At 72.0% G+C, this 16725-nt stretch carries 18 protein-coding genes and 1 pseudogene; 14 read left to right on the top strand and 5 right to left on the bottom strand.

Annotation, left to right across the window (positions count from 1 at the left end; all coding sequences use genetic code 11):
* Positions 1-166: 166 nt before the first annotated feature.
* Complete coding sequence (gene uppS / locus C3492_RS20585; RefSeq protein WP_103813213.1) at positions 167-868, top strand: polyprenyl diphosphate synthase; 702 nt, start codon at positions 167-169, stop codon at positions 866-868.
* Positions 865-2337, top strand: coding sequence for an oxygenase MpaB family protein (locus C3492_RS20580; RefSeq protein WP_103813212.1), 1473 nt, complete (start codon positions 865-867; stop codon positions 2335-2337). The genes uppS and C3492_RS20580 overlap by 4 nt, the downstream gene beginning before the upstream one ends.
* 27 nt (positions 2338-2364) lie before the next feature.
* Here C3492_RS20580 and C3492_RS20575 read toward each other — a convergent pair whose 3' ends face one another.
* Positions 2365-3237 carry an SGNH/GDSL hydrolase family protein gene (locus tag C3492_RS20575; RefSeq protein ID WP_103813211.1) on the bottom strand — a complete coding sequence of 291 codons (873 nt, stop codon included), beginning with the start codon at positions 3235-3237 and terminating at the stop codon, positions 2365-2367.
* Between the two features lie 444 nt (positions 3238-3681).
* Between C3492_RS20575 and C3492_RS44685 the strand changes: the two genes are divergently transcribed.
* A complete protein-coding gene (locus tag C3492_RS44685; protein WP_014676832.1) occupies positions 3682-3837 on the top strand; it encodes a DUF6131 family protein in 156 nt (51 codons plus the stop codon).
* 132 nt (positions 3838-3969) lie between these two features.
* On the opposite strand, the gene C3492_RS20570 is transcribed toward C3492_RS44685, so the two are convergent.
* Positions 3970-4236: a hypothetical protein gene (locus C3492_RS20570; protein WP_146075700.1), complete on the bottom strand. Its 267-nt coding sequence runs from the start codon at positions 4234-4236 to the stop codon at positions 3970-3972.
* Positions 4237-4471: 235 nt separating this feature from the next.
* Between C3492_RS20570 and C3492_RS20565 the strand changes: the two genes are divergently transcribed.
* The 9 genes and pseudogenes from C3492_RS20565 (at position 4472) to C3492_RS45875 (ending at position 12777) form a co-directional block, all read left to right on the top strand.
* On the top strand, positions 4472-5245 hold the full coding sequence (locus tag C3492_RS20565; RefSeq protein WP_103813209.1) for a polysaccharide deacetylase family protein: 774 nt from the start codon (positions 4472-4474) through the stop codon (positions 5243-5245).
* Positions 5246-5451: 206 nt separating this feature from the next.
* On the top strand, positions 5452-6750 hold the full coding sequence (locus C3492_RS20560; RefSeq protein WP_103813208.1) for an extracellular solute-binding protein: 1299 nt from the start codon (positions 5452-5454) through the stop codon (positions 6748-6750).
* Between the two features lie 47 nt (positions 6751-6797).
* The gene (locus C3492_RS20555) at positions 6798-7739 is read left to right on the top strand and encodes a carbohydrate ABC transporter permease (RefSeq protein ID WP_103813207.1); all 942 of its coding nucleotides are present in this window, start codon (positions 6798-6800) and stop codon (positions 7737-7739) included.
* Positions 7736-8584 carry a carbohydrate ABC transporter permease gene (locus C3492_RS20550; protein ID WP_103813206.1) on the top strand — a complete coding sequence of 283 codons (849 nt, stop codon included), beginning with the start codon at positions 7736-7738 and terminating at the stop codon, positions 8582-8584. The genes C3492_RS20555 and C3492_RS20550 overlap by 4 nt, the downstream gene beginning before the upstream one ends.
* Before the next feature lie 156 nt (positions 8585-8740).
* A complete protein-coding gene (locus C3492_RS20545; protein WP_103813205.1) occupies positions 8741-9019 on the top strand; it encodes a hypothetical protein in 279 nt (92 codons plus the stop codon).
* Between the two features lie 119 nt (positions 9020-9138).
* Positions 9139-9945, top strand: coding sequence for an alpha/beta fold hydrolase (locus C3492_RS20540; RefSeq protein ID WP_103813204.1), 807 nt, complete (start codon positions 9139-9141; stop codon positions 9943-9945).
* On the top strand, positions 9942-11225 hold the full coding sequence (locus C3492_RS20535) for a PP2C family protein-serine/threonine phosphatase (protein WP_103813299.1): 1284 nt from the start codon (positions 9942-9944) through the stop codon (positions 11223-11225). The genes C3492_RS20540 and C3492_RS20535 overlap by 4 nt, the downstream gene beginning before the upstream one ends.
* A complete protein-coding gene (locus C3492_RS20530; protein WP_103813203.1) occupies positions 11222-11821 on the top strand; it encodes a 2'-5' RNA ligase family protein in 600 nt (199 codons plus the stop codon). The genes C3492_RS20535 and C3492_RS20530 overlap by 4 nt, the downstream gene beginning before the upstream one ends.
* A gap of 289 nt (positions 11822-12110) precedes the next feature.
* Positions 12111-12777: pseudogene (locus C3492_RS45875) on the top strand (hypothetical protein).
* A gap of 23 nt (positions 12778-12800) precedes the next feature.
* Here C3492_RS45875 and C3492_RS20520 read toward each other — a convergent pair.
* Together C3492_RS20520 and C3492_RS20515 are read right to left on the bottom strand one after the other, a co-directional pair.
* Positions 12801-13691, bottom strand: coding sequence for an SDR family oxidoreductase (locus tag C3492_RS20520; protein ID WP_103813202.1), 891 nt, complete (start codon positions 13689-13691; stop codon positions 12801-12803).
* 77 nt (positions 13692-13768) lie between these two features.
* The gene (locus C3492_RS20515; protein WP_103813201.1) at positions 13769-13951 is read right to left on the bottom strand and encodes a hypothetical protein; all 183 of its coding nucleotides are present in this window, start codon (positions 13949-13951) and stop codon (positions 13769-13771) included.
* 366 nt (positions 13952-14317) lie between these two features.
* On the opposite strand from C3492_RS20515, the gene C3492_RS20505 reads away from it, so the two are divergent.
* Positions 14318-14719: a VOC family protein gene (locus tag C3492_RS20505; protein ID WP_103813199.1), complete on the top strand. Its 402-nt coding sequence runs from the start codon at positions 14318-14320 to the stop codon at positions 14717-14719.
* Between the two features lie 77 nt (positions 14720-14796).
* Positions 14797-15519 carry a hypothetical protein gene (locus C3492_RS20500; protein ID WP_258055778.1) on the top strand — a complete coding sequence of 241 codons (723 nt, stop codon included), beginning with the start codon at positions 14797-14799 and terminating at the stop codon, positions 15517-15519.
* Between the two features lie 241 nt (positions 15520-15760).
* Here C3492_RS20500 and bla read toward each other — a convergent pair whose 3' ends face one another.
* Positions 15761-16690 (bottom strand): class A beta-lactamase, encoded by a 930-nt coding sequence (bla, locus tag C3492_RS20495; RefSeq protein WP_103813197.1) that lies wholly within the window; start codon positions 16688-16690, stop codon positions 15761-15763.
* Between the last annotated feature and the right edge of the window lie 35 nt (positions 16691-16725).

Raw genomic sequence — 16725 nt, 5'->3', positions numbered from 1 at the left:
TCACGCCCCTCGGACAGCCGTACCAAGGGTGAACGGCGGGCGTTGTGCCGTGTCCGCAACCCGGGGCTGCCACTCTGGACGGGACGAGGGGTCCGCTCATCGCTGCGGGGGGGGGGCAGGCGTGACGGTTGGGGGCAGCGGCTCAGTCCGCGGGACGCCGCGGCACGTGGCCTGCGTGATGGACGGCAACGGCCGCTGGGCGGCGCGGCGTTCACTGCCGCGTACGTCGGGTCACCGCGCGGCGGAGACGACGGTGATCGACGTCATCGAGGCGGCGCGGACGGCCGGCGTGGAGTGGCTGAGCCTGTACGCGTTCTCCACCGAGAACTGGCAGCGCCCGAGCGCCGAGGTCGACTTCCTGATGCGGCTGGTCCGCCGCGTGGTGCGCAAACACGCCGCGCTGCTGCACGCGCGCGGGATCCGCTGCCGGTTCCTCGGGGTGGCGGATCCCCGTATCCCCCCGGCGCTGGCCCGGGACTTCGCCGATCTGATGACGCTCACCGGTGAGAACCGGGGCATGACGCTGACCGTCGCCTTCGATCACGGCGGGCGCCGGGACATCGTGGCGGCGGCACGGTCCCTGATCCGCAGCGGGGTGCCGGCCGAAACCGTGGACGAGCGGAGCTTCGCCGCTCATCTGCCGTTCCCCGACACCCCCGATGTGGACCTCGTCATCCGGACCTCCGGGGAACAGCGCATCTCCAACTTCATGCTCTGGCAGGTCGCCTACGCGGAATGGATGTTCCCGCCGGTGCTCTGGCCCGACTTCCGCGCGCCGCACTTCGTGGAGTGCCTGCACGCCTACCAGCAGCGCGACCGCCGCTTCGGCGGCGTGGCGCCCGACGCGAACGGAGGACGACGACCGTGACGGACACGCGCGGCGACGAGCCCAGGAACACCGGCACCGAGGCCGGTGTCGGCCAACTCTTCGGCGAGGGAAGCCAGTTCCACGCGTTCTTCAATGATCCGCGCTGGGCGCCGGCCATCGTCCGGGCGACCGTGCTGGAGGCGGCGCACCCGCAGATCGGCGGAGCCCTGATCGACAACTCCACGTTCGTGACGCACCCGTGGCGACGGCTGCGCAACACGATCGTCAGTCTGCAGCGCATGTTCGGGCCCGACGACGAGGTACGGCGCAGGGAGGCGGCCCGGCTCAACCGGCTGCACGCCCGGCTGCGCGGCACCGACGCGCACGACCGGCCGTACGACGCGCTGGACCCCGAGGTGCGGGCCTGGGTGGTCGCGACGCTCTTCGAGAGCAGCGTCACGATGTGTCGCCTCAGCGGGCAGCCCCTGGAGCAGGACGTCATCGAGCGGCTGTACGCCGAATTCCGGGCCTACCTCGCCCTGCTGGAGGGTGATGCCCGGCATCTTCCGCCCACCGTCCAGGAGTTCTGGCCGTACTACGACCGGGTGGTCGAGGAGCGGCTGGAGAACACGGAGGCGATGCGCGTCATCCTCTACCGGCTCTTCGACCATCTGCCCGCGCCGCCGCTGCTGCACGGTCTGCCCACGCTGTGGGCGGCCGGCCGCGCGCTCGTCGGCCCGCTCATCGGTGTCATCACCGTGGCGTCCCTGCCGGAGCCCTTCCGACGGCGGGCCGGGCTTCCCGAGCTGCCCGGCGCCCAGACCCTGATGCAGAGCGCCTACCTGGCCGTCGGCCTCGCGCGGTTCCTGCCCGACGGCCTGCTCCGGACCGACGGCCTGCTCGACCTGCTCTTCCTCTCCCCCGACGGCGACGACCCCCGGGCCCGGACGATCAGCGCGCTACGGGACCGGATGAAGCGGGCCGGGGCCCTGGTCCGGCTGATCACACCCCTGCCGCCGGAAGAGCCGGACCCCGACCCGGGGGGCGCGGCGCGGCGGGGCGCTGAGGAGTTCTTCGCGGCGGTGCTGGACCAGACCGGGGACGGCTATCTGGACTGGCCCGACCTCGCCGCCATGGCCCGGGAACTCGCCGGCCGCCTCGACCTGGACGAGCCGGAGGAGACGCGGCTCTACGACGCCTTCGCCGGCTGGTGGCGCGAGCTCCAGGCGGCACTCGACACCGACGGCGACGGCCGCGTCAGCGCCCGGGAGTACGCGGCGGCCGTGCCGTCGCTCGCCGGTCCCGCCCTGATCAGGGTCGCCGAGGTCCTCTTCGACGTCACCGACGCGGACGGCGACCAACGTGTCGACGCGGCCGAGTACCGGGCGCTGTTCCGCACCGGGTTCCGCCGGGACGTGGCCGGCGCGGACGGCACGTACGCGCGGGGCGCCTTCGTGCGGGACTTCCTGGCCTTCATGTCGGGCCGTGAGCGTTCCACGCCGTACGACCCGCTGCTCGCCGACGCCTGACCGGCGGCCCCGGTGCGGCGGCGTCCGTCAGCCGAGGCCGAGGGTGCTCAGGGTGTGTTCGGCCATGCGCCGCTCACCGAGGGCGTTCGGGTGGACCGGGATGACGTTCTGCCCGAACAGCAGCGGCTCGATCCACCGGGTCCCGACGGCCTGACAGGCGTCGTGTCCGGCCGAGACCTCGGAGAAGTCGACGTAGGTGGCCCCCGTCTCCTCGGCGGCACGCCGGACCACGGCGTTGAGGTGCGCCTGGAGGGCGTGCAGGTAGGGCACGTCGCCGGTGGCGACCGGCAGCCTGACGAAGCAGGACGGGTCGGCGGTGGCCGGCGTGATCCACGGGTAACCGAGCACCGCCACCCGGGCCTGGGGAGCCCTGGCCCGGACGCCGCGCAGGGCGGACTTCAGCGCGGGATAGGTGTGGGCGTCGATCTCGTCGTCGAAGGACGTGCCGTACCGGTCCGCACAGGGACTGCCCTTGCCGCCGCTCAGGACGCCGGCGGTGCCGCAGGCCGTGATGGCGTTGATGAAGGTGCCGTTGTCGTTGCCACCGATGGTGAGGGTCACCAGATCGGTGTCGGCGGTCACCGCGTCGGCCTGGGGGGCGACACCGGGGTACTGGGCCTCGGTGAAGTCCTTGGTCTGGGCGGCGCCACAGGTCACGTCCGTCAGCCGGGCCCCGGTCCGGGCGGCGATGACGTGGGGGTAGTTGGCCGTGGAGCGCAGGCACAGCGGGCTGGTGAGGTCGACGGGGAGGACACCGGAGGCGGCGCTGTAACTGTCGCCGAGGGCGGCGTAGTTCAGGGGTGTGGTGGCCTGGGCGGGTGCCGTGCTGAGGCCGAGGACCAGTGCGCCGACGGCCGCGGAGGCCGCCGTGAGGAGGCGGCGCGGAGTGGGTATGGGCATGCGGTGCTCTCCCCTCTCGGGACAGGACACAGGACGGACGGGCCTGGCGGTGCCGTGGGCCTGGCGGTGCCGTGGGCATGGCGGTGCCGTGGGCATGGCGGTGCCGTGGGCACGGCGGTGCCGTGGCTCCGCCCGGTGGCGCGTGGTGCAGGGCGTGGTGGAGCACGGGAACGGGCGGCTCGATCGAACCGAGGGCGTGCGGGGGCGACGCGCTGGGCTGGGGGTGCGGGACGACGCAGAAGGCGTGCGGGGGCGACCGCGAGCTGCGGGCCGTGGGGTGGCAGCGGGGTTACCGTGGGGTGCTACCGCTAGGTAATGTGAGGCCGCCGCATCGCCGAGTCAACATCGTCGACAGAACTTCTTGAAAGTCGGAGCGCGCTGATAGGACGGGCGTTTCGGGGGCACTCGAAGGGCAGGAGCCCCGTCATCGGCTGGAGGCACGCCATGATCGCCCTCGGCATCATCCTGCTCATCATCGGCTTCATCACCGGCATCTCGATCCTGTGGACCATCGGCGTCATCCTGCTGGTGGTGGGAGCCATCCTGTGGATCATGGGGTCCATGGGACACGCGGTCGCCGGCCGCCGTCACTACTGGTGAGCGGCCGCTCCGGATGAGCGGCCACCAATGAACCCTCCCGGCGGGTGCGCTGAGCGCCCGCCGGGCGGCGCGTGCGGTCCTCGGCGCCCGAGGCGACCGGGTCCGCAGAACTGGACGATGTCCCGCCGGATGTCACGGCCCGTCATGAGCGGGCGGTGACATCCGGCCGGACGCGTACGCGTCCGTCGCCACGACCAGCGCTTCCGTGCCGGTACCGACGGTGCGGCCCGTCGCGCTCTCCCCCGCGCCCCCGCCATCGCTGCCGTAGCCGCCGTCACCGATGAAGTGGCCGTTTCCCCAGGAGCGGGCGACGGTGCGGGCGAATGCCGCCGGGAACAGTCTGCCCAGCTCCCGGGTCAGCGGTTCCTGGCGCAGCGTGAGGACGGAGCCGCAGGACACGCCCCACACCAGCCACCGTTCGTGGACCGGCCGCCGCCGCGCTGGTCGAGCGGGGCGATCCGGCCCCGGTGACGGGCGACTGTCCCGGACGCGCCCCGGAACTGTCCGTGATCCGTAACAGACGGATCCTTCCCTCAACCCCGGCCGTCCTGCCAGGTGCAACGGGTGCGCGGTGCTTCGGCACGGCACCTCATCGGCACGGCACAGGCATCGGCACGGCAGGGGGCGGACGGACATGGCGCGGCATGGTGGACGGGGATGGTACGGCCGGGTGATCGGGGCGGCGGTCGGGGTCACGGCGGTGGCCGCCGCCACGTCGGTGTGGACGGCGCAGGCCGGCCAGACCGGCGGCGGGCCGGCCGCACCGCACGCCTCCGCCCGGGCCGCCGCGCCCCGGGCACATCCCGTGTCCGCCGCCATCGTCCACGCCTCCGACCGGGGCGAGCACGCGGTGAACATCACCATCGACGACGGCCCGGACCCGGTCTGGACCCCGCAGGTGCTCCAAGTGCTGCGCGACAACGGCGTGAAGGCGACGTTCTGCATGGTCGGCGCCCAGGCCGAGGCACACCCCGAGCTGGTCCGGCAGGTGGTGGCCGCCGGGCACCGGCTGTGCGACCACACGGTGTCGCACGACACCACCATGGACACCAAGTCCCCGGCCTACCAGGCGCAGCAGATCGAGGACGCCGAGCGGCAGATCACCAAGGCGTCGGGCGGGGTACGGCCGATGTACTACCGGGCCCCGGGCGGCGCGTTCACCCCGTACAGCCGGAAGTTGGCGGCCTCGCACGGGATGCGGCCGCTGGGCTGGAACGTCGACTCCAAGGACTTCGAGCGGCCGGGCAGCGACGCGATCATCGCGACCGTCGAGCGGGAGGTGCCCAACGGGCCCACGATCCTCTTCCACGACGCGGGCGGCGACCGCTCCCAGACGGTGACGGCCCTGCGCACCGTGCTGCCGTGGCTGAAGCAGCAGGGGTACGAGTTCGGCTTCCCGGTCCGGTGACCGCCTTCCCGGTGCGCTGAACGGCTTCCCGGTCCACTGACCGCGGACCGCTCGGCGGGCGGCGGGCGTTGCGCGGGGTGCGTCCCAGGGTCACAGAGTGGTGGCGCCCTCTTGTGGCGTGTTCATGCAGTGCCTAGCCTCCGATGTGTTGTGCACAGCGAAATCACCATTGCGCATGTTGCAACGCCTCATCGGAGGAGCACTGCATGAAGCTGTCCGTCCGTTTCGTCGGGCTCACCGCGCTCGCCACCGCCCTCGTCTCCGCCTGCGCACCCCAGACCTCCGGCACCTCCGCCTCCGACAAGGACGAGAAGACCGGCACCGTGCGCCTCTGGCTCTTCCAGGAGGTCGACAACCAGCCCAAGCAGCGCGTCGTCGACACGGTGATCGCCGGCTTCGAGAAGGCGCACGACGGCACCGACGTCACCGTCGAGTACATCCCGGTGGAGACCCGCGCCCAGCGCGTCAAGGCCGCCTTCAACGACCCGAAGTCCGCGCCCGACGTGATCGAGTACGGCAACACCGACACCGCCGGCTATGTGCGGGACGGCGGACTCGCGGACGTCACCCGGGAGTTCGACGCCTGGGGCGAGGCGAAGGACACCGATCCGACCGCCCGGCAGTCGGTCACCGTGGACGGCAAGGTCTACGGGGCGCCGTACTTCGTCGGCGTCCGCGCGCTGTACTACCGCACCGACGTCTTCCGCGAACTCGGCCTGCGCGCACCGAAGTCGCAGGCCGAGCTGATCTCCACCGCGAAGAAGATCCGGGCCGCGAGACCCGGCCTGTACGGCCTCGCCGTCGGCGGCGCCTACACCTACGGCGCGATGCCGTTCATCTGGGCCGACGGCGGTGATCTGGCCACGGACAAGGAGGGGGCGTACACCTCCGCCATCGACAGCCCGGCCGCCCGGAGGGGCATCGAGGCGTACACCTCCCTCTTCGGCGACGACAACTGTCCCGCCGCCAAGTGCGCGGGCATGGGCGGCAACGACACCGTGACCGCGTTCGCCTCCGGGAAGGCGGCCATGGCGATCGGCGGCGACTTCAGCCACGCCGCCGTGGAGGCCGGGAAGGTCAAGGGGAAGTACGCGGTGGTGCCGCTGCCGGGGGTGAAGCCCGGCTCGATCGCGCCGGCGTTCGCGGGCGGCAACAACATCGGCGTCCTGAAGAGCACGTCGCACCGCACGCTCGCCGTGGACCTGATGAAACGGCTCGCCTCGAAGAAGACGCAAGGGGAACTCTTCGACACGATGGGCTTCCTGCCGACCTTCACGGACGTACGGCAGCGGGCCGCGGCCGAAAAGCCGTACGTGAAGCCGTTCGTCCGGACTCTCGCCGCCGGCACCAGGTTCGTACCCGCCTCGCCCGCCTGGGCCCAGATCGACGCCTCGCTGGTGCTGCCGACGATGTTCCAGGAGATCGTCAGCGGCAAGAAGGACGTCGCGGCGGCTTCCGCCGACGCGGCGAAGAAAATGGACGAGGCGTTCGGAACCGCCAGGTGAGCCGGCTGACGGCGCCTTCCGGGGCGGAACTCGCAGAGCCTCGGCGGGTGCGGGTGGTGCGTGGCCCGTCGCGCCCACGCGGCGGCAGCCGCACCTCGAACGCGGCCCCGCGCGCCTCGGGCGGTTGGACGCCCTGGCTCTGTCTCGCGCCCGCACTGCTCGTTCTGGGTGGCCTGCTGGTCTACCCCGTCTACCAGCTCGGCCTCATCTCGTTCCTGGAGTACACCCAGGCCCAGGTCAGCGGCGGGGAGCCCACCCGCTTCCGGGGCCTGGCCAACTACACCGAACTCTTCGCAGACGACCAGTTCTGGCAGGTGCTGCTGGCGACGGTCGGCTTCGCGGCGGCCTGTGTGGTCTGCACGCTGGCGGTGGGCTGCGCGCTCGCCGTCCTGCTCACCCGGGTCCGCGCGGTCCCGCGACTCGCCCTCCTGCTGGCCGCGCTGGGGGCGTGGGCCACACCGACCGTCACCGGTTCGACGGTCTGGCTGTTCCTCTTCGACCCCGACTTCGGCCCGGTCAACCGCCTCCTGGGCATCGGTGACTTCTCCTGGACCTACGGCCGTTACAGCGCGTTCCTCCTGGTCCTGCTCGAAGTCGTCTGGTGCTCCTTCCCGTTCGTGATGGTCACCGTCTACGCCGGCATCCGCGCGGTGCCGGCCGAGATCCTGGAGGCCGCCGCCCTGGACGGCGCCTCGCAGTGGCGGATCTGGCGCTCGGTACTGGCGCCGGTCCTGAGACCGATCCTCGTCATCGTCACCGTCCAGTCGGTGATCTGGGACTTCAAGGTCTTCACCCAGATCTACGTGATGACGGGCGGCGGCGGCATCGCCGGACAGAACCTGGTCCTGAACGTCTACGCCTACCAGAAGGCCTTCGCCTCCTCGCAGTACAGCCTCGGGTCCGCCATCGGCGTCGTCACACTGCTGGTCCTGCTCGCGATCACGCTGGGGTACCTGCGGCTGCTGCGCCGCCAAGGGGAGGAGCTGTGAGCCTCGTACACGGTCGGGCGGTACGGCGGCCCTGGCGGCTCGCCGCCGAGGCGACCGCGCTGCTGGTCGCCGCGGTCGTCGCCTTCCCCCTGTACTGGATGCTGCTCGGCGCGCTCAGACCGGCCGGGGAGATCGAGTCCACCGAGCCGAGACCCTGGACGGCCTCGCCGTCGCTGGACTCCTTCCGGCGCGTGTTCGGACAGCAGGAGTTCGGCCGGTACTTCGTCAACAGCCTTGTCGTCGCGGTGAGTGTCGTGATCGCCTCCGCGCTGATCGCCTTCCTCGCCGCGACCGCGGTGACGCGGTTCCGGTTCCGGTTCCGGACCACCCTGCTCATCATGTTCCTGGTGGCCCAGATGGTGCCGGTGGAGGCGCTCACCATCCCCCTGTTCTTCCTCATGCGGGACCTCGGTCAGCTGAACACGCTGGGTTCCCTGATCCTGCCGCACATCGCCTTCTCGCTGCCGTTCGCGATCTGGATGCTGCGCGGATTCGTGCGGGCCGTTCCGGAGTCCCTGGAGGAGGCCGCGTACCTGGACGGGGCGAGCCGCGCGCGTTTCCTGTGGCGGATCCTCCTCCCGCTGGTCCTGCCGGGCCTGGTGGCCACGAGCGTGTTCTCCTTCATCTCCGCCTGGAACGACTTCCTGTTCGCCAAGTCGTTCATCATCAGCGACACCTCGCAGTCGACCCTGCCGATGGCCCTGCTGGTCTTCTACAAGCCCGACGAGCCGGACTGGGGCGGGGTCATGGCGGCGTCCACGGTGATGACCGTTCCGGTGCTGGTGTTCTTCGTCCTCGTGCAGCGACGGCTGGTCTCCGGGCTGGGCGGAGCGGTGAAGGACTGACCTGCTCCGGCCCTTCCGCGATGGCATGTTGAAGCGGCAATCAAGAAACGCCACAAAACACCACGAAATGGACATGCCTCTCGGCAAATCGGGCAACCGGGTGGGTGTCGAAGCGACTGCAACCGTCCGCATCACCGGCATGACCTGGAGCACACCATGATCATCAAGAAAATGCACGAGATGGGCATCCGCAGCGAGCACGCCTACCTGGCCGGCATGGCCTCCATCGGCCTTACGGTGGCCGCGTGGATAGGGTCCCTGAAGATGGAACCCGGCACCGGCCTGGACCGCGCCGACCGCTGGGGCATCTTCGTCGGCGAATGGGCCCCCACCTTCTTCGGCCTGGGTCTCGCCCTGTCCCACTACGAGCAGCAGGACGGCACCCTCACCGCGAGCAACGTGCACGAGCTCCGCGAACGGCAGAAGGCCGGCTGAACGCGTCGACGACAGCGCCGCCACAGCGTGCGGCGCTGTCCCCGTGTGATCGCTCGACCGCCGGGACCGCCGGCGCGACGGAACCGTCGAGTCCGACCCTGACGTGGGACGATGGACAGATGGGCATCCTCCGCAGGAACAACGTCCGGGTCATCGGGCAGGAGTCCGGTCGGACCTTGATCCTCGCGCACGGCTTCGGCTGTGACCAGAACCTGTGGCGCCTCGTGACTCCCGGCCTCGCGCGGCGGCGCTTCCGCGTGGTGCTGTTCGACTACGTCGGCTCCGGCCGCTCCGACCTGGCCGCCTGGCGGGAGGAGCGCTACGCGACCCTGGACGGCTACGCCCAGGACGTGGTGGACGTGTGCGAGGAGCTGGACCTGCGGGACGCCGTGTTCGTGGGTCACTCGGTCAGCGCCATGGTCGGCGTCCTGGCCGCCACGGCGGTACCGGGCCGGATCGGCTCCATGGTCATGGTGTGCCCCTCACCCTCCTACATCGACGACGAGGACTATCGCGGCGGCTTCACCGCGGCGGACATCCACGAGCTGCTGGACTCGCTGGAGGCCAATTACCTCGGATGGTCCGCGACCATGGCCCGGGTCATCATGGGCAACCCCCACCGGCCGGAACTGGGCGCGGAGCTGACCAACAGCTTCTGCGCCACCGACCCGGACATCGCGCGCGTCTTCGCCCGCACCACGTTCCTGTCCGACAGCCGTCAGGACCTGAAGACGGTGACCGTGCCCACCCTGGTCCTCGAATGCGCGCAGGACGTCATCGCGCCCCGGGAGGTCGGCGCGTACGTCCACGCCGCCGTCCCCGGCAGCCGTCTGATCACCTTGGCCGCCACCGGCCACTGCCCGCAACTGAGCGCTCCCGAGGCCACCGCCCGGGCGATCACCACGTTCGTGGAAGAGCTGGCCTGATGTCCGGCTCCGGCCCGGCTCCCAGGCCCCCCGGGGAGGCACGGCCACTCATCGGTACGGACGTCACCGCCCTGCTGGAGGACAGTACGGAGGAGCTGTACGAGTCCGCCCCCTGCGGCTACCTGTCCACCCTGATGGACGGCACCATCGTCAAGGTCAACAAGACGCTGCTGGGCTGGCTCGGCCTCTCCCGGGAGGAGGTCGTGCACCGCCGGCACTTCGCCGACCTGCTGACCGTGGGCGGCAAGCTGTACCACGAGACCCACTACGCGCCGCTGCTGCGCATGCAGGGGCATGTGGGTGGCATAGCGCTCGACATGAAGGTCGCGGACGGGTCCCGGCTTCCGGTGCTGATCACATCGGCCGTGAAGCGCGGCGCCGACGGACGTCCCCTGCTCATCCGCACGACCGTCTTCGACGCCACCGACCGGCGTGCCTACGAGACCGAGCTGCTGCGCGCCCGCCGCGCGGCCGAGGAGGCCCGCCGCCAGGCGGAGGCCGACCGCGAGCAGCTGCGCGAGGCACTGGCCGTACTGCAGCAGAGCCTGCTCCCGGCCGGTCTTCCGGCGGTGCCCGGCGTGCAGACCGCCGCCTACTACCACACGGCCTCCCCGATACAGCTGGGCGGCGACTTCTACGACCTGTTCCCCCTCGGCGACGACCGCTTCGCGTTCTTCCTCGGGGACATCTGCGGAAAGGGCCCGAAGGCCGCGGCGGCGACCTCCCTCGTCCGCTACACCCTGCGCAGCGCGGCCTTGCACGGGCTCGGTCCCGAGGCCGTCCTGTCCGCCCTCAACTCGGCACTCCTCGAACGCTACGGCGGCGGGGACCCCCGTTACTGCACCACCGTCTTCGGCACCCTGGAATCCGAAGGGCAGAGCGTCCGCGTCCTCCTGGCCTCCGGTGGCCACCCGCCCGCGCTGCTGCTGCGGGCGGACGGCCGGGCCGAGTACCTGCCGACGCCCGGCGGACTGCTGGTCGGCGCCTTCCCCAACGCCTCCTTCACGACGATCCGGACCGCTCTCCACCACGGCGACACGCTGTTGCTCTACACCGACGGCCTCACCGAGGCCCGCACGGGAGAGAGCGACCTGTACGGCTACGACGCGCTGCTGTCGTTCGCCGGCGAGCTCGCCCCCGCGGACCCCCGCACCGTGATCGACGCCCTCATCCGCCTGCTGGTCAGCTTCGGCGACGGACTCGACGACGACACGGCCCTCCTCGCCCTCGGGCGTCCGCGTCACTGCGGCACCGCCCTGTCCGGGACCACGGCCGGGTGAACGGGTACGCGGCTTCCGGCGGGGCCGAGCCGGCGGACGCGCTCAGGGTGGCGCCGACGCCGCGGACCGCGGTGGCGTGGCTGCCGCCGCCGGAACTCTGGCCGGCGATCCAGGAGATCCGCTGGGAGCACGATCCACAGGTGCGCCGGTGGCCGCCGCACGTGAACCTGCTGTTCGGCTTCGTACCGGAGGAGGAGTTCGAGCGGGCCGTACCGCTGCTCTCCGCCGGGGCGGCACGAAGCACGGCGTTCAGAGCGCGCCTGGCGGGGGTGCGGTCCTTCCGGCACCGGCACTACGCCACGGTGTGGCTCGACCCGGCCGCGGTCGACCCGGCACCCTGGGCCCGTCTGCACCGGGAGCTGCGGCTGCGGTTCCCGCTGTGCCAGGGACGCGGCGAGCGTTTCACCCCGCATCTGTCCCTCGGCCGCACCCGGGACCCGAACCGCCTTGCCGCCGAGTGTGCCGCGCGACTCGGCACCCTGTCGGCGGTGGTCGGGGAGGTGGTCCTGCTGTCCCGGCGCGACGACGGCCCCATGCGCCCCCGGGCCGTGATCACCCTGGGGACGGGCGAAGTGCACCGGACGCGGGAGTACTGAGGCGCCGGCCCGGTTGTCGTAGTCGCTCGTGCAGAAGACGGACCACGCGGGCAGGCCCCGCGGGCCCGGCCTGCGGCTACCTGTGGGGTGGCGGCGGAAAGCCGGTGGTGACGGTGGCGGCTCTCCCCAGGCGCGCCGGCCGATGGTGCCGTTCGGGCCCGGTTCCCCACCGTATGTGGCTGTGGCGGTGCGGGGTGCGTCGCCGTACGACGCCACGGCGGCCGGGCGGGCGGGGCGGGGCGGGGAAAACCGCTGGCCGGACCCTCCGGCTCGGTGCTGGGATGGCGCGATGCGAGTGGACGACACGACGGTGGTCGACCGGGGGCGCTACCCGGACGCGGTGACGCCGTGGGAGCGCCGGTCCTGGCGTGCCGCGGCCCTCGACTGGGTGGCCGCTCACCTCGCCGCGCACGGCCTGCGCGCGGAGGAGGGCGCCCTGGGGGTACGGCTGCGCCCGTGGTCGGTGCTGATCCGGGTGCCGGTCGGTGGGCGGGGGGACGTCGGGCGGCGGGCCGCCGTCTGGTTCAAGGCGAACCCGCCGGCCAGCGTGTTCGAGGGGCCGCTGGCCGCCGCGCTGGCCCGCTGGGTGCCGGAGCATGTGCTGCGCCCGCTGGCCGTCGACCCCGAACGCGGCTGGGCGCTGCTCCCCGACGGCGGTGAGCTGTTCCGGACCGTGCTGGACCGGGAGCCGGTCGGGCCGCCCGACTGGGAAGCCCTGCTGGGCCAGTACGCGCGCATGCTCGACGCCTATCTGGAGCCGTGGACGGGCGGCGGCCGCACGACGGCGGAGCTGCGGCGGGCGGCGGAACTTCGCCTGGCGGCTGAGCGCGCTGGGCCGGGCCGCCTCCTGGGGCCGGATGTTCCCCGGTACCCCCGGCGGCCCCCGGCCGGGGGCCGCGGAGAGCGCCGCATGGCTGCTGGAACTCCTGGCCGAGCCGCCGTTCCGGGCCGGCTGACCGCTCCCCGCGGCGGACGCGGGTCAGGGCAGCGGGGTGCCGCCGGTCGCGTTGAGGATCTCGGCGGTGATGAAGCTCGCCTCGGGGGAGGCGAGGTACACGTAGGCGGGGGCCAGTTCGGCGGGCTGGGCCGGTCGGCCGAGCGGGCTCTGCTTACCGAACTCCGCCGTGTCGGGCATGGTCGACGGGATGAGCGGGGTCCAGACGGGTCCCGGCGCGACGGCGTTGACGCGGATACCGCGTTCGGCGAGCATCTGGGCCAGCCCCTGGGTGAAGGTGACGATCGCGCCCTTGGTCATCGCGTAGTCCAGCAGGTGCGGGCTGGGCTTGTACGCCTGCACCGAGGTGGAGTTGATGACGCAGCCGCCCGCCGGGATGTGCGGCAGGGCGAACTTGGTCAGCCAGAACATGCCGTAGAGGTTCGTGCGCATCACCCGGTCGAACTGCTCGGTGCTGATCGACTCGATGCCCTCGGGCTGGGACATCTGGTAGGCGGCGTTGTTCACGAGGACATCGATATGGCCGAACTCGGCGACCGCCCGGTCGATCAGCGACCGGCAGTTGTCCTCGTCGCGGATGTCGCAGGACACGGCCACCGCCTTGCGTCCCGCGTCCCCCACCAGCCGGGACGTCTCGCGGGCGTCCTCCTCCTCACCGGCGAGATAAGTGAACAGCACGTCGGCGCCCTCGCGGGCGAAGGCGATCGCGACCGCCCGGCCGATGCCGGAGTCCCCTCCCGTGATCACGGTCTTGCGGCCGTCGAGACGGCCGGCGCCGCGGTAGGACTCCTCGCCGTGGTCGGGCGGCGGGTCCATCGGACCGGTCCAGCCCGGGTGCGGCTGGTCCTGGGAGGGGAAGTCGGGGCGGGCGTGCTGTGTGACCGGGTTCGGACGATCACCCTGCTGGTCCGTCACGGTGGCCTCCTGTGTCTCGGAGAACGGGACAGACCACCGGGTTCCCTCCTCGCGACGGGTGAAAAGCGTCGCGCAGGTCAGGCCGTGGACGTGTCCGGGCCGCCGGTCCGCATCCGGTCCCTGCGGGCGAGGTTGTAGATCCGCAGGAGGTGCTTCGCCACGGCACAGGGGGCGGCGTCGGCGTGGCACTGGCGGCAGGTCCGCATGTGCTGCTCGTAGGTGAAGCGCGCGTTGTCCAACGCGTCGTTGACAGAAGACATGGACTTCTCCGGGCAGGGCGCGTCGCTGGGACGACGCCGAGTTGACTGACTGGTACACCCGGAACTAGGTGATCATGTTACTGCCGGTACTGGGAAACTCGCGGTCTCTCATCCCGGCGGGCAGCATGGCCACCCCCAGCCCGCGTGCCGTGCGCGAGCCGGCGGACCACCGACACGGGCCGTCGACATGCCGGTGGTGCTGACCGTGGCGGGTGGCCAGGTGGTGGACCGGGGCCCGTCGGCGCCGGTGTCGGTGTCGGTGTCGGTGTCGGTGTCGGTAAGATCGTCGTACGGCATCGCGTGTCGGTCACCGGCCGGGTGAGGCATGGAGTTGCCCGTGAGATTGCCCTCGGAGGCATTCCACTCATGTCAGTCGAGCTGAATCACACCATCGTGCACGCCCGGGACAACCGGGAGTCCGCCGCGTTCCTGGCCCGTGTCCTGGGGCTGGAGGTCGGGCCCGAGTGGGGCCCGTTCATTCCGGTCGCCACCAGCAACGGGGTGACCCTTGACTTCGCCACCATCCCGGCGGAGTCGATCGTCATGCAGCACTACGCCTTCCTCGTCTCCGACGAGGAGTTCGACGCGGCCTTCACCCGCATCCGGCAGGCCGGGATCACCTACTACGCCGATCCGCGCGGAAGGCAGCCGGGTGAGATCAACCACCACCACGGCGGCCGGGGCGTGTACTTCTTGGATCCGGCCGGACACGGCATGGAGATCATCACCCGCCCCTACGGCAGCCACTCGCAGCCTGCCGGGTCCTGAGCGGGGGGCGGGCCGGGGCCTCGGTCCCGGCCCGCCCGGTCGACCGCTCCGGGCGGTCGGCACGGCACACTGTGGGGGTGAACGACTGTCCCCTGGTCGACCAGGACCCCGCTCCGGAGTGGTACGGCCGGCTTCGGGTACGGGCCGACGACCTCTCCCCCGCCGACTGGCTGACCCGATCGGAGCTGGGCGCGCTCGGCACGGTGGCGGGCGTCGCCGCGCCGGGTTTCGCCGCCTACGCGCGGATCCTGCACCCGGCCCGGCTGGACGAGCGGCCGGTGCGCTGGTCGACGGTCGCCGCCGCCCACGGCACGCGCGTCACACCGGTCACCCGCTGGCACGAGGTGATCGGGACGGACCAGGACCATGTCGACCGCTCCGACCACGGCCTGCCCGGCGTGTGGGACGAGCATCCCGGGGAGGGGCCGACCCCGCCGGACGTCGCACGGGCCCTGCTGCCCGTCCTGACCCGGCACACGGGGACCCCTGAGCGGTGCTGGTTCGGGCTGTGGTGCGGGTACGGCCGCTGGGACTGGGGCCGGTTCGGTACGTTCGAGACACCGGGCCGGGACGAGATCCTGCTGGCCGGCCGGCTGGCCGACGCCCTGTCCCCCATGACGCTGGACGAGTTCGCCGAGCTTCCCGACCTGTGGTGGCCACAGGACCGCGCCTGGATCGTGGGCGGAGACGTGGATCTGGCCAGCACCTATGTCGGTGGTTCACCGGAGCTGATCGCCGACCTGCTGGCCGCGGCGGACCTGGAGGTCCGTCCCGTGTCACCCGGCGACCCGGTCGGCTGAACAAGCGCGGGCGGACAACGTGCCCTTGCCGTCGGTCGCCTGGACGAGGGGCATCACCCGGACCGACTCCGCCCGCTGACAGCAGGAAGCGGGAGGCCGCCCGCGGCGGCCTCCCGCGTTCCCTGGCCGTGGCGCGGTGGCTACGGCGTCACGACGCTGCCGCCGAAGGTCACCGCCAGGCGTCCGTCGGAGGCGAAGGATTCATATTCAGATGAGTGAATTCACTGAATACTGCCCGGAGTTACTCGCCAGGGGCGAGGGTGCGGGCCACGACGGCCGCCGCGTCGGCGATCAGCGCCTCGTCCACCGGGGCGTCGGGGGTGTCCTTGCCGGACAGGACCGCCAGCACGAGGGGTGTCCGCCGGGACGTCCAGGCCACGCCGATGTCGTTGGCGGTCGCATAGTCGCCGGTACCGGTCTTGTCCGCCACGACCCACTCCTTCGGCAGCCCCTTGCGGAACCGTGCCGAGCTCGTGGTGTTGCCCTTCAGCCAGCCGACGAACCGCTCACGGTCGGCACGGGACAGCGCCCGGCCCAGGGTGACGCGCTCCAGGCTCGCGGCGATCGCCTCCGGGGTCGTGGTGTCGCGCGGGTCCCCGGGGATCGCGGTGTTCAGCTCCGGCTCCCACCGGTCGAGCCGGCTCACCTCGTCGCCGAGCGACCGGTGGAAGCGGGTGAGTCCGGCCGGGCCGCCCAGCTCCCGGAGCAGCAGGTTGCCGGCCGCGTTGTCGCTGTACTGGATGGCCGCCGCACACAGGTCGGCCACGGTCATGCCGGTCGCCAGGTTCTCCTCCGTGCGCGGGGAGTTGGGCAGGAGGTCGTGCGGCGGGTAGTGCACCACCCGGTCCAGCGGCGCGCACCCGGCCCGGTCGCGCAGGACCGCCGCAGCGGCGAACGCCTTGAACGTGGAGCACATCGCGAACCGCTCCCCCGCCCGGTGGGACACGGTCCGCCCGGTACGGACGTTGCGCGCGTACACGCCCAGCCGGGCGCCGTGGCGCTGCTCCAGCTCGGCCAGCTCGGCGTGTACGGCGCGCGCTTCGGCGTCCGGGCTCGCGGAGGCGGGGGAAGCGGAGAGCGCGGTGGTGGTGACGGCGGCGCCGGTGAGCGCGAGGCCGGCCTTGATCAGGCGGCGACGCGGCAGCCGGGTGCGGCGGTCGAGATCGGTCATGGGTGAGGTCCTCCCAGGTCGGCCCGTCATCGGGG

Origin of the sequence: Streptomyces sp. Ru62 (assembly GCF_002920615.1) — a bacterium.
Classification (GTDB): domain Bacteria; phylum Actinomycetota; class Actinomycetes; order Streptomycetales; family Streptomycetaceae; genus Streptomyces.
Note: the sequence above shows the minus strand (reverse complement) of the source record. Positions and strands in the feature narration are given on the sequence as shown.

Excerpts from the sequence above, each read along its gene's own strand:
- C3492_RS20575 (WP_103813211.1), bottom strand. The coding sequence starts at position 3,237 with ATGCCCATACCCACTCCGCGCCGCCTCCTCACGGCGGCCTCCGCGGCC.
- C3492_RS44685 (WP_014676832.1), top strand. The coding sequence starts at position 3,682 with ATGATCGCCCTCGGCATCATCCTGCTCATCATCGGCTTCATCACCGGC.
- C3492_RS20565 (WP_103813209.1), top strand. The coding sequence starts at position 4,472 with ATGGCGCGGCATGGTGGACGGGGATGGTACGGCCGGGTGATCGGGGCG.
- C3492_RS20560 (WP_103813208.1), top strand. The coding sequence starts at position 5,452 with ATGAAGCTGTCCGTCCGTTTCGTCGGGCTCACCGCGCTCGCCACCGCC.
- C3492_RS20545 (WP_103813205.1), top strand. The coding sequence starts at position 8,741 with ATGATCATCAAGAAAATGCACGAGATGGGCATCCGCAGCGAGCACGCC.
- C3492_RS20540 (WP_103813204.1), top strand. The coding sequence starts at position 9,139 with ATGGGCATCCTCCGCAGGAACAACGTCCGGGTCATCGGGCAGGAGTCC.
- C3492_RS20515 (WP_103813201.1), bottom strand. The coding sequence starts at position 13,951 with ATGTCTTCTGTCAACGACGCGTTGGACAACGCGCGCTTCACCTACGAG.
- C3492_RS20505 (WP_103813199.1), top strand. The coding sequence starts at position 14,318 with ATGTCAGTCGAGCTGAATCACACCATCGTGCACGCCCGGGACAACCGG.
- bla (WP_103813197.1), bottom strand. The coding sequence starts at position 16,690 with ATGACCGATCTCGACCGCCGCACCCGGCTGCCGCGTCGCCGCCTGATC.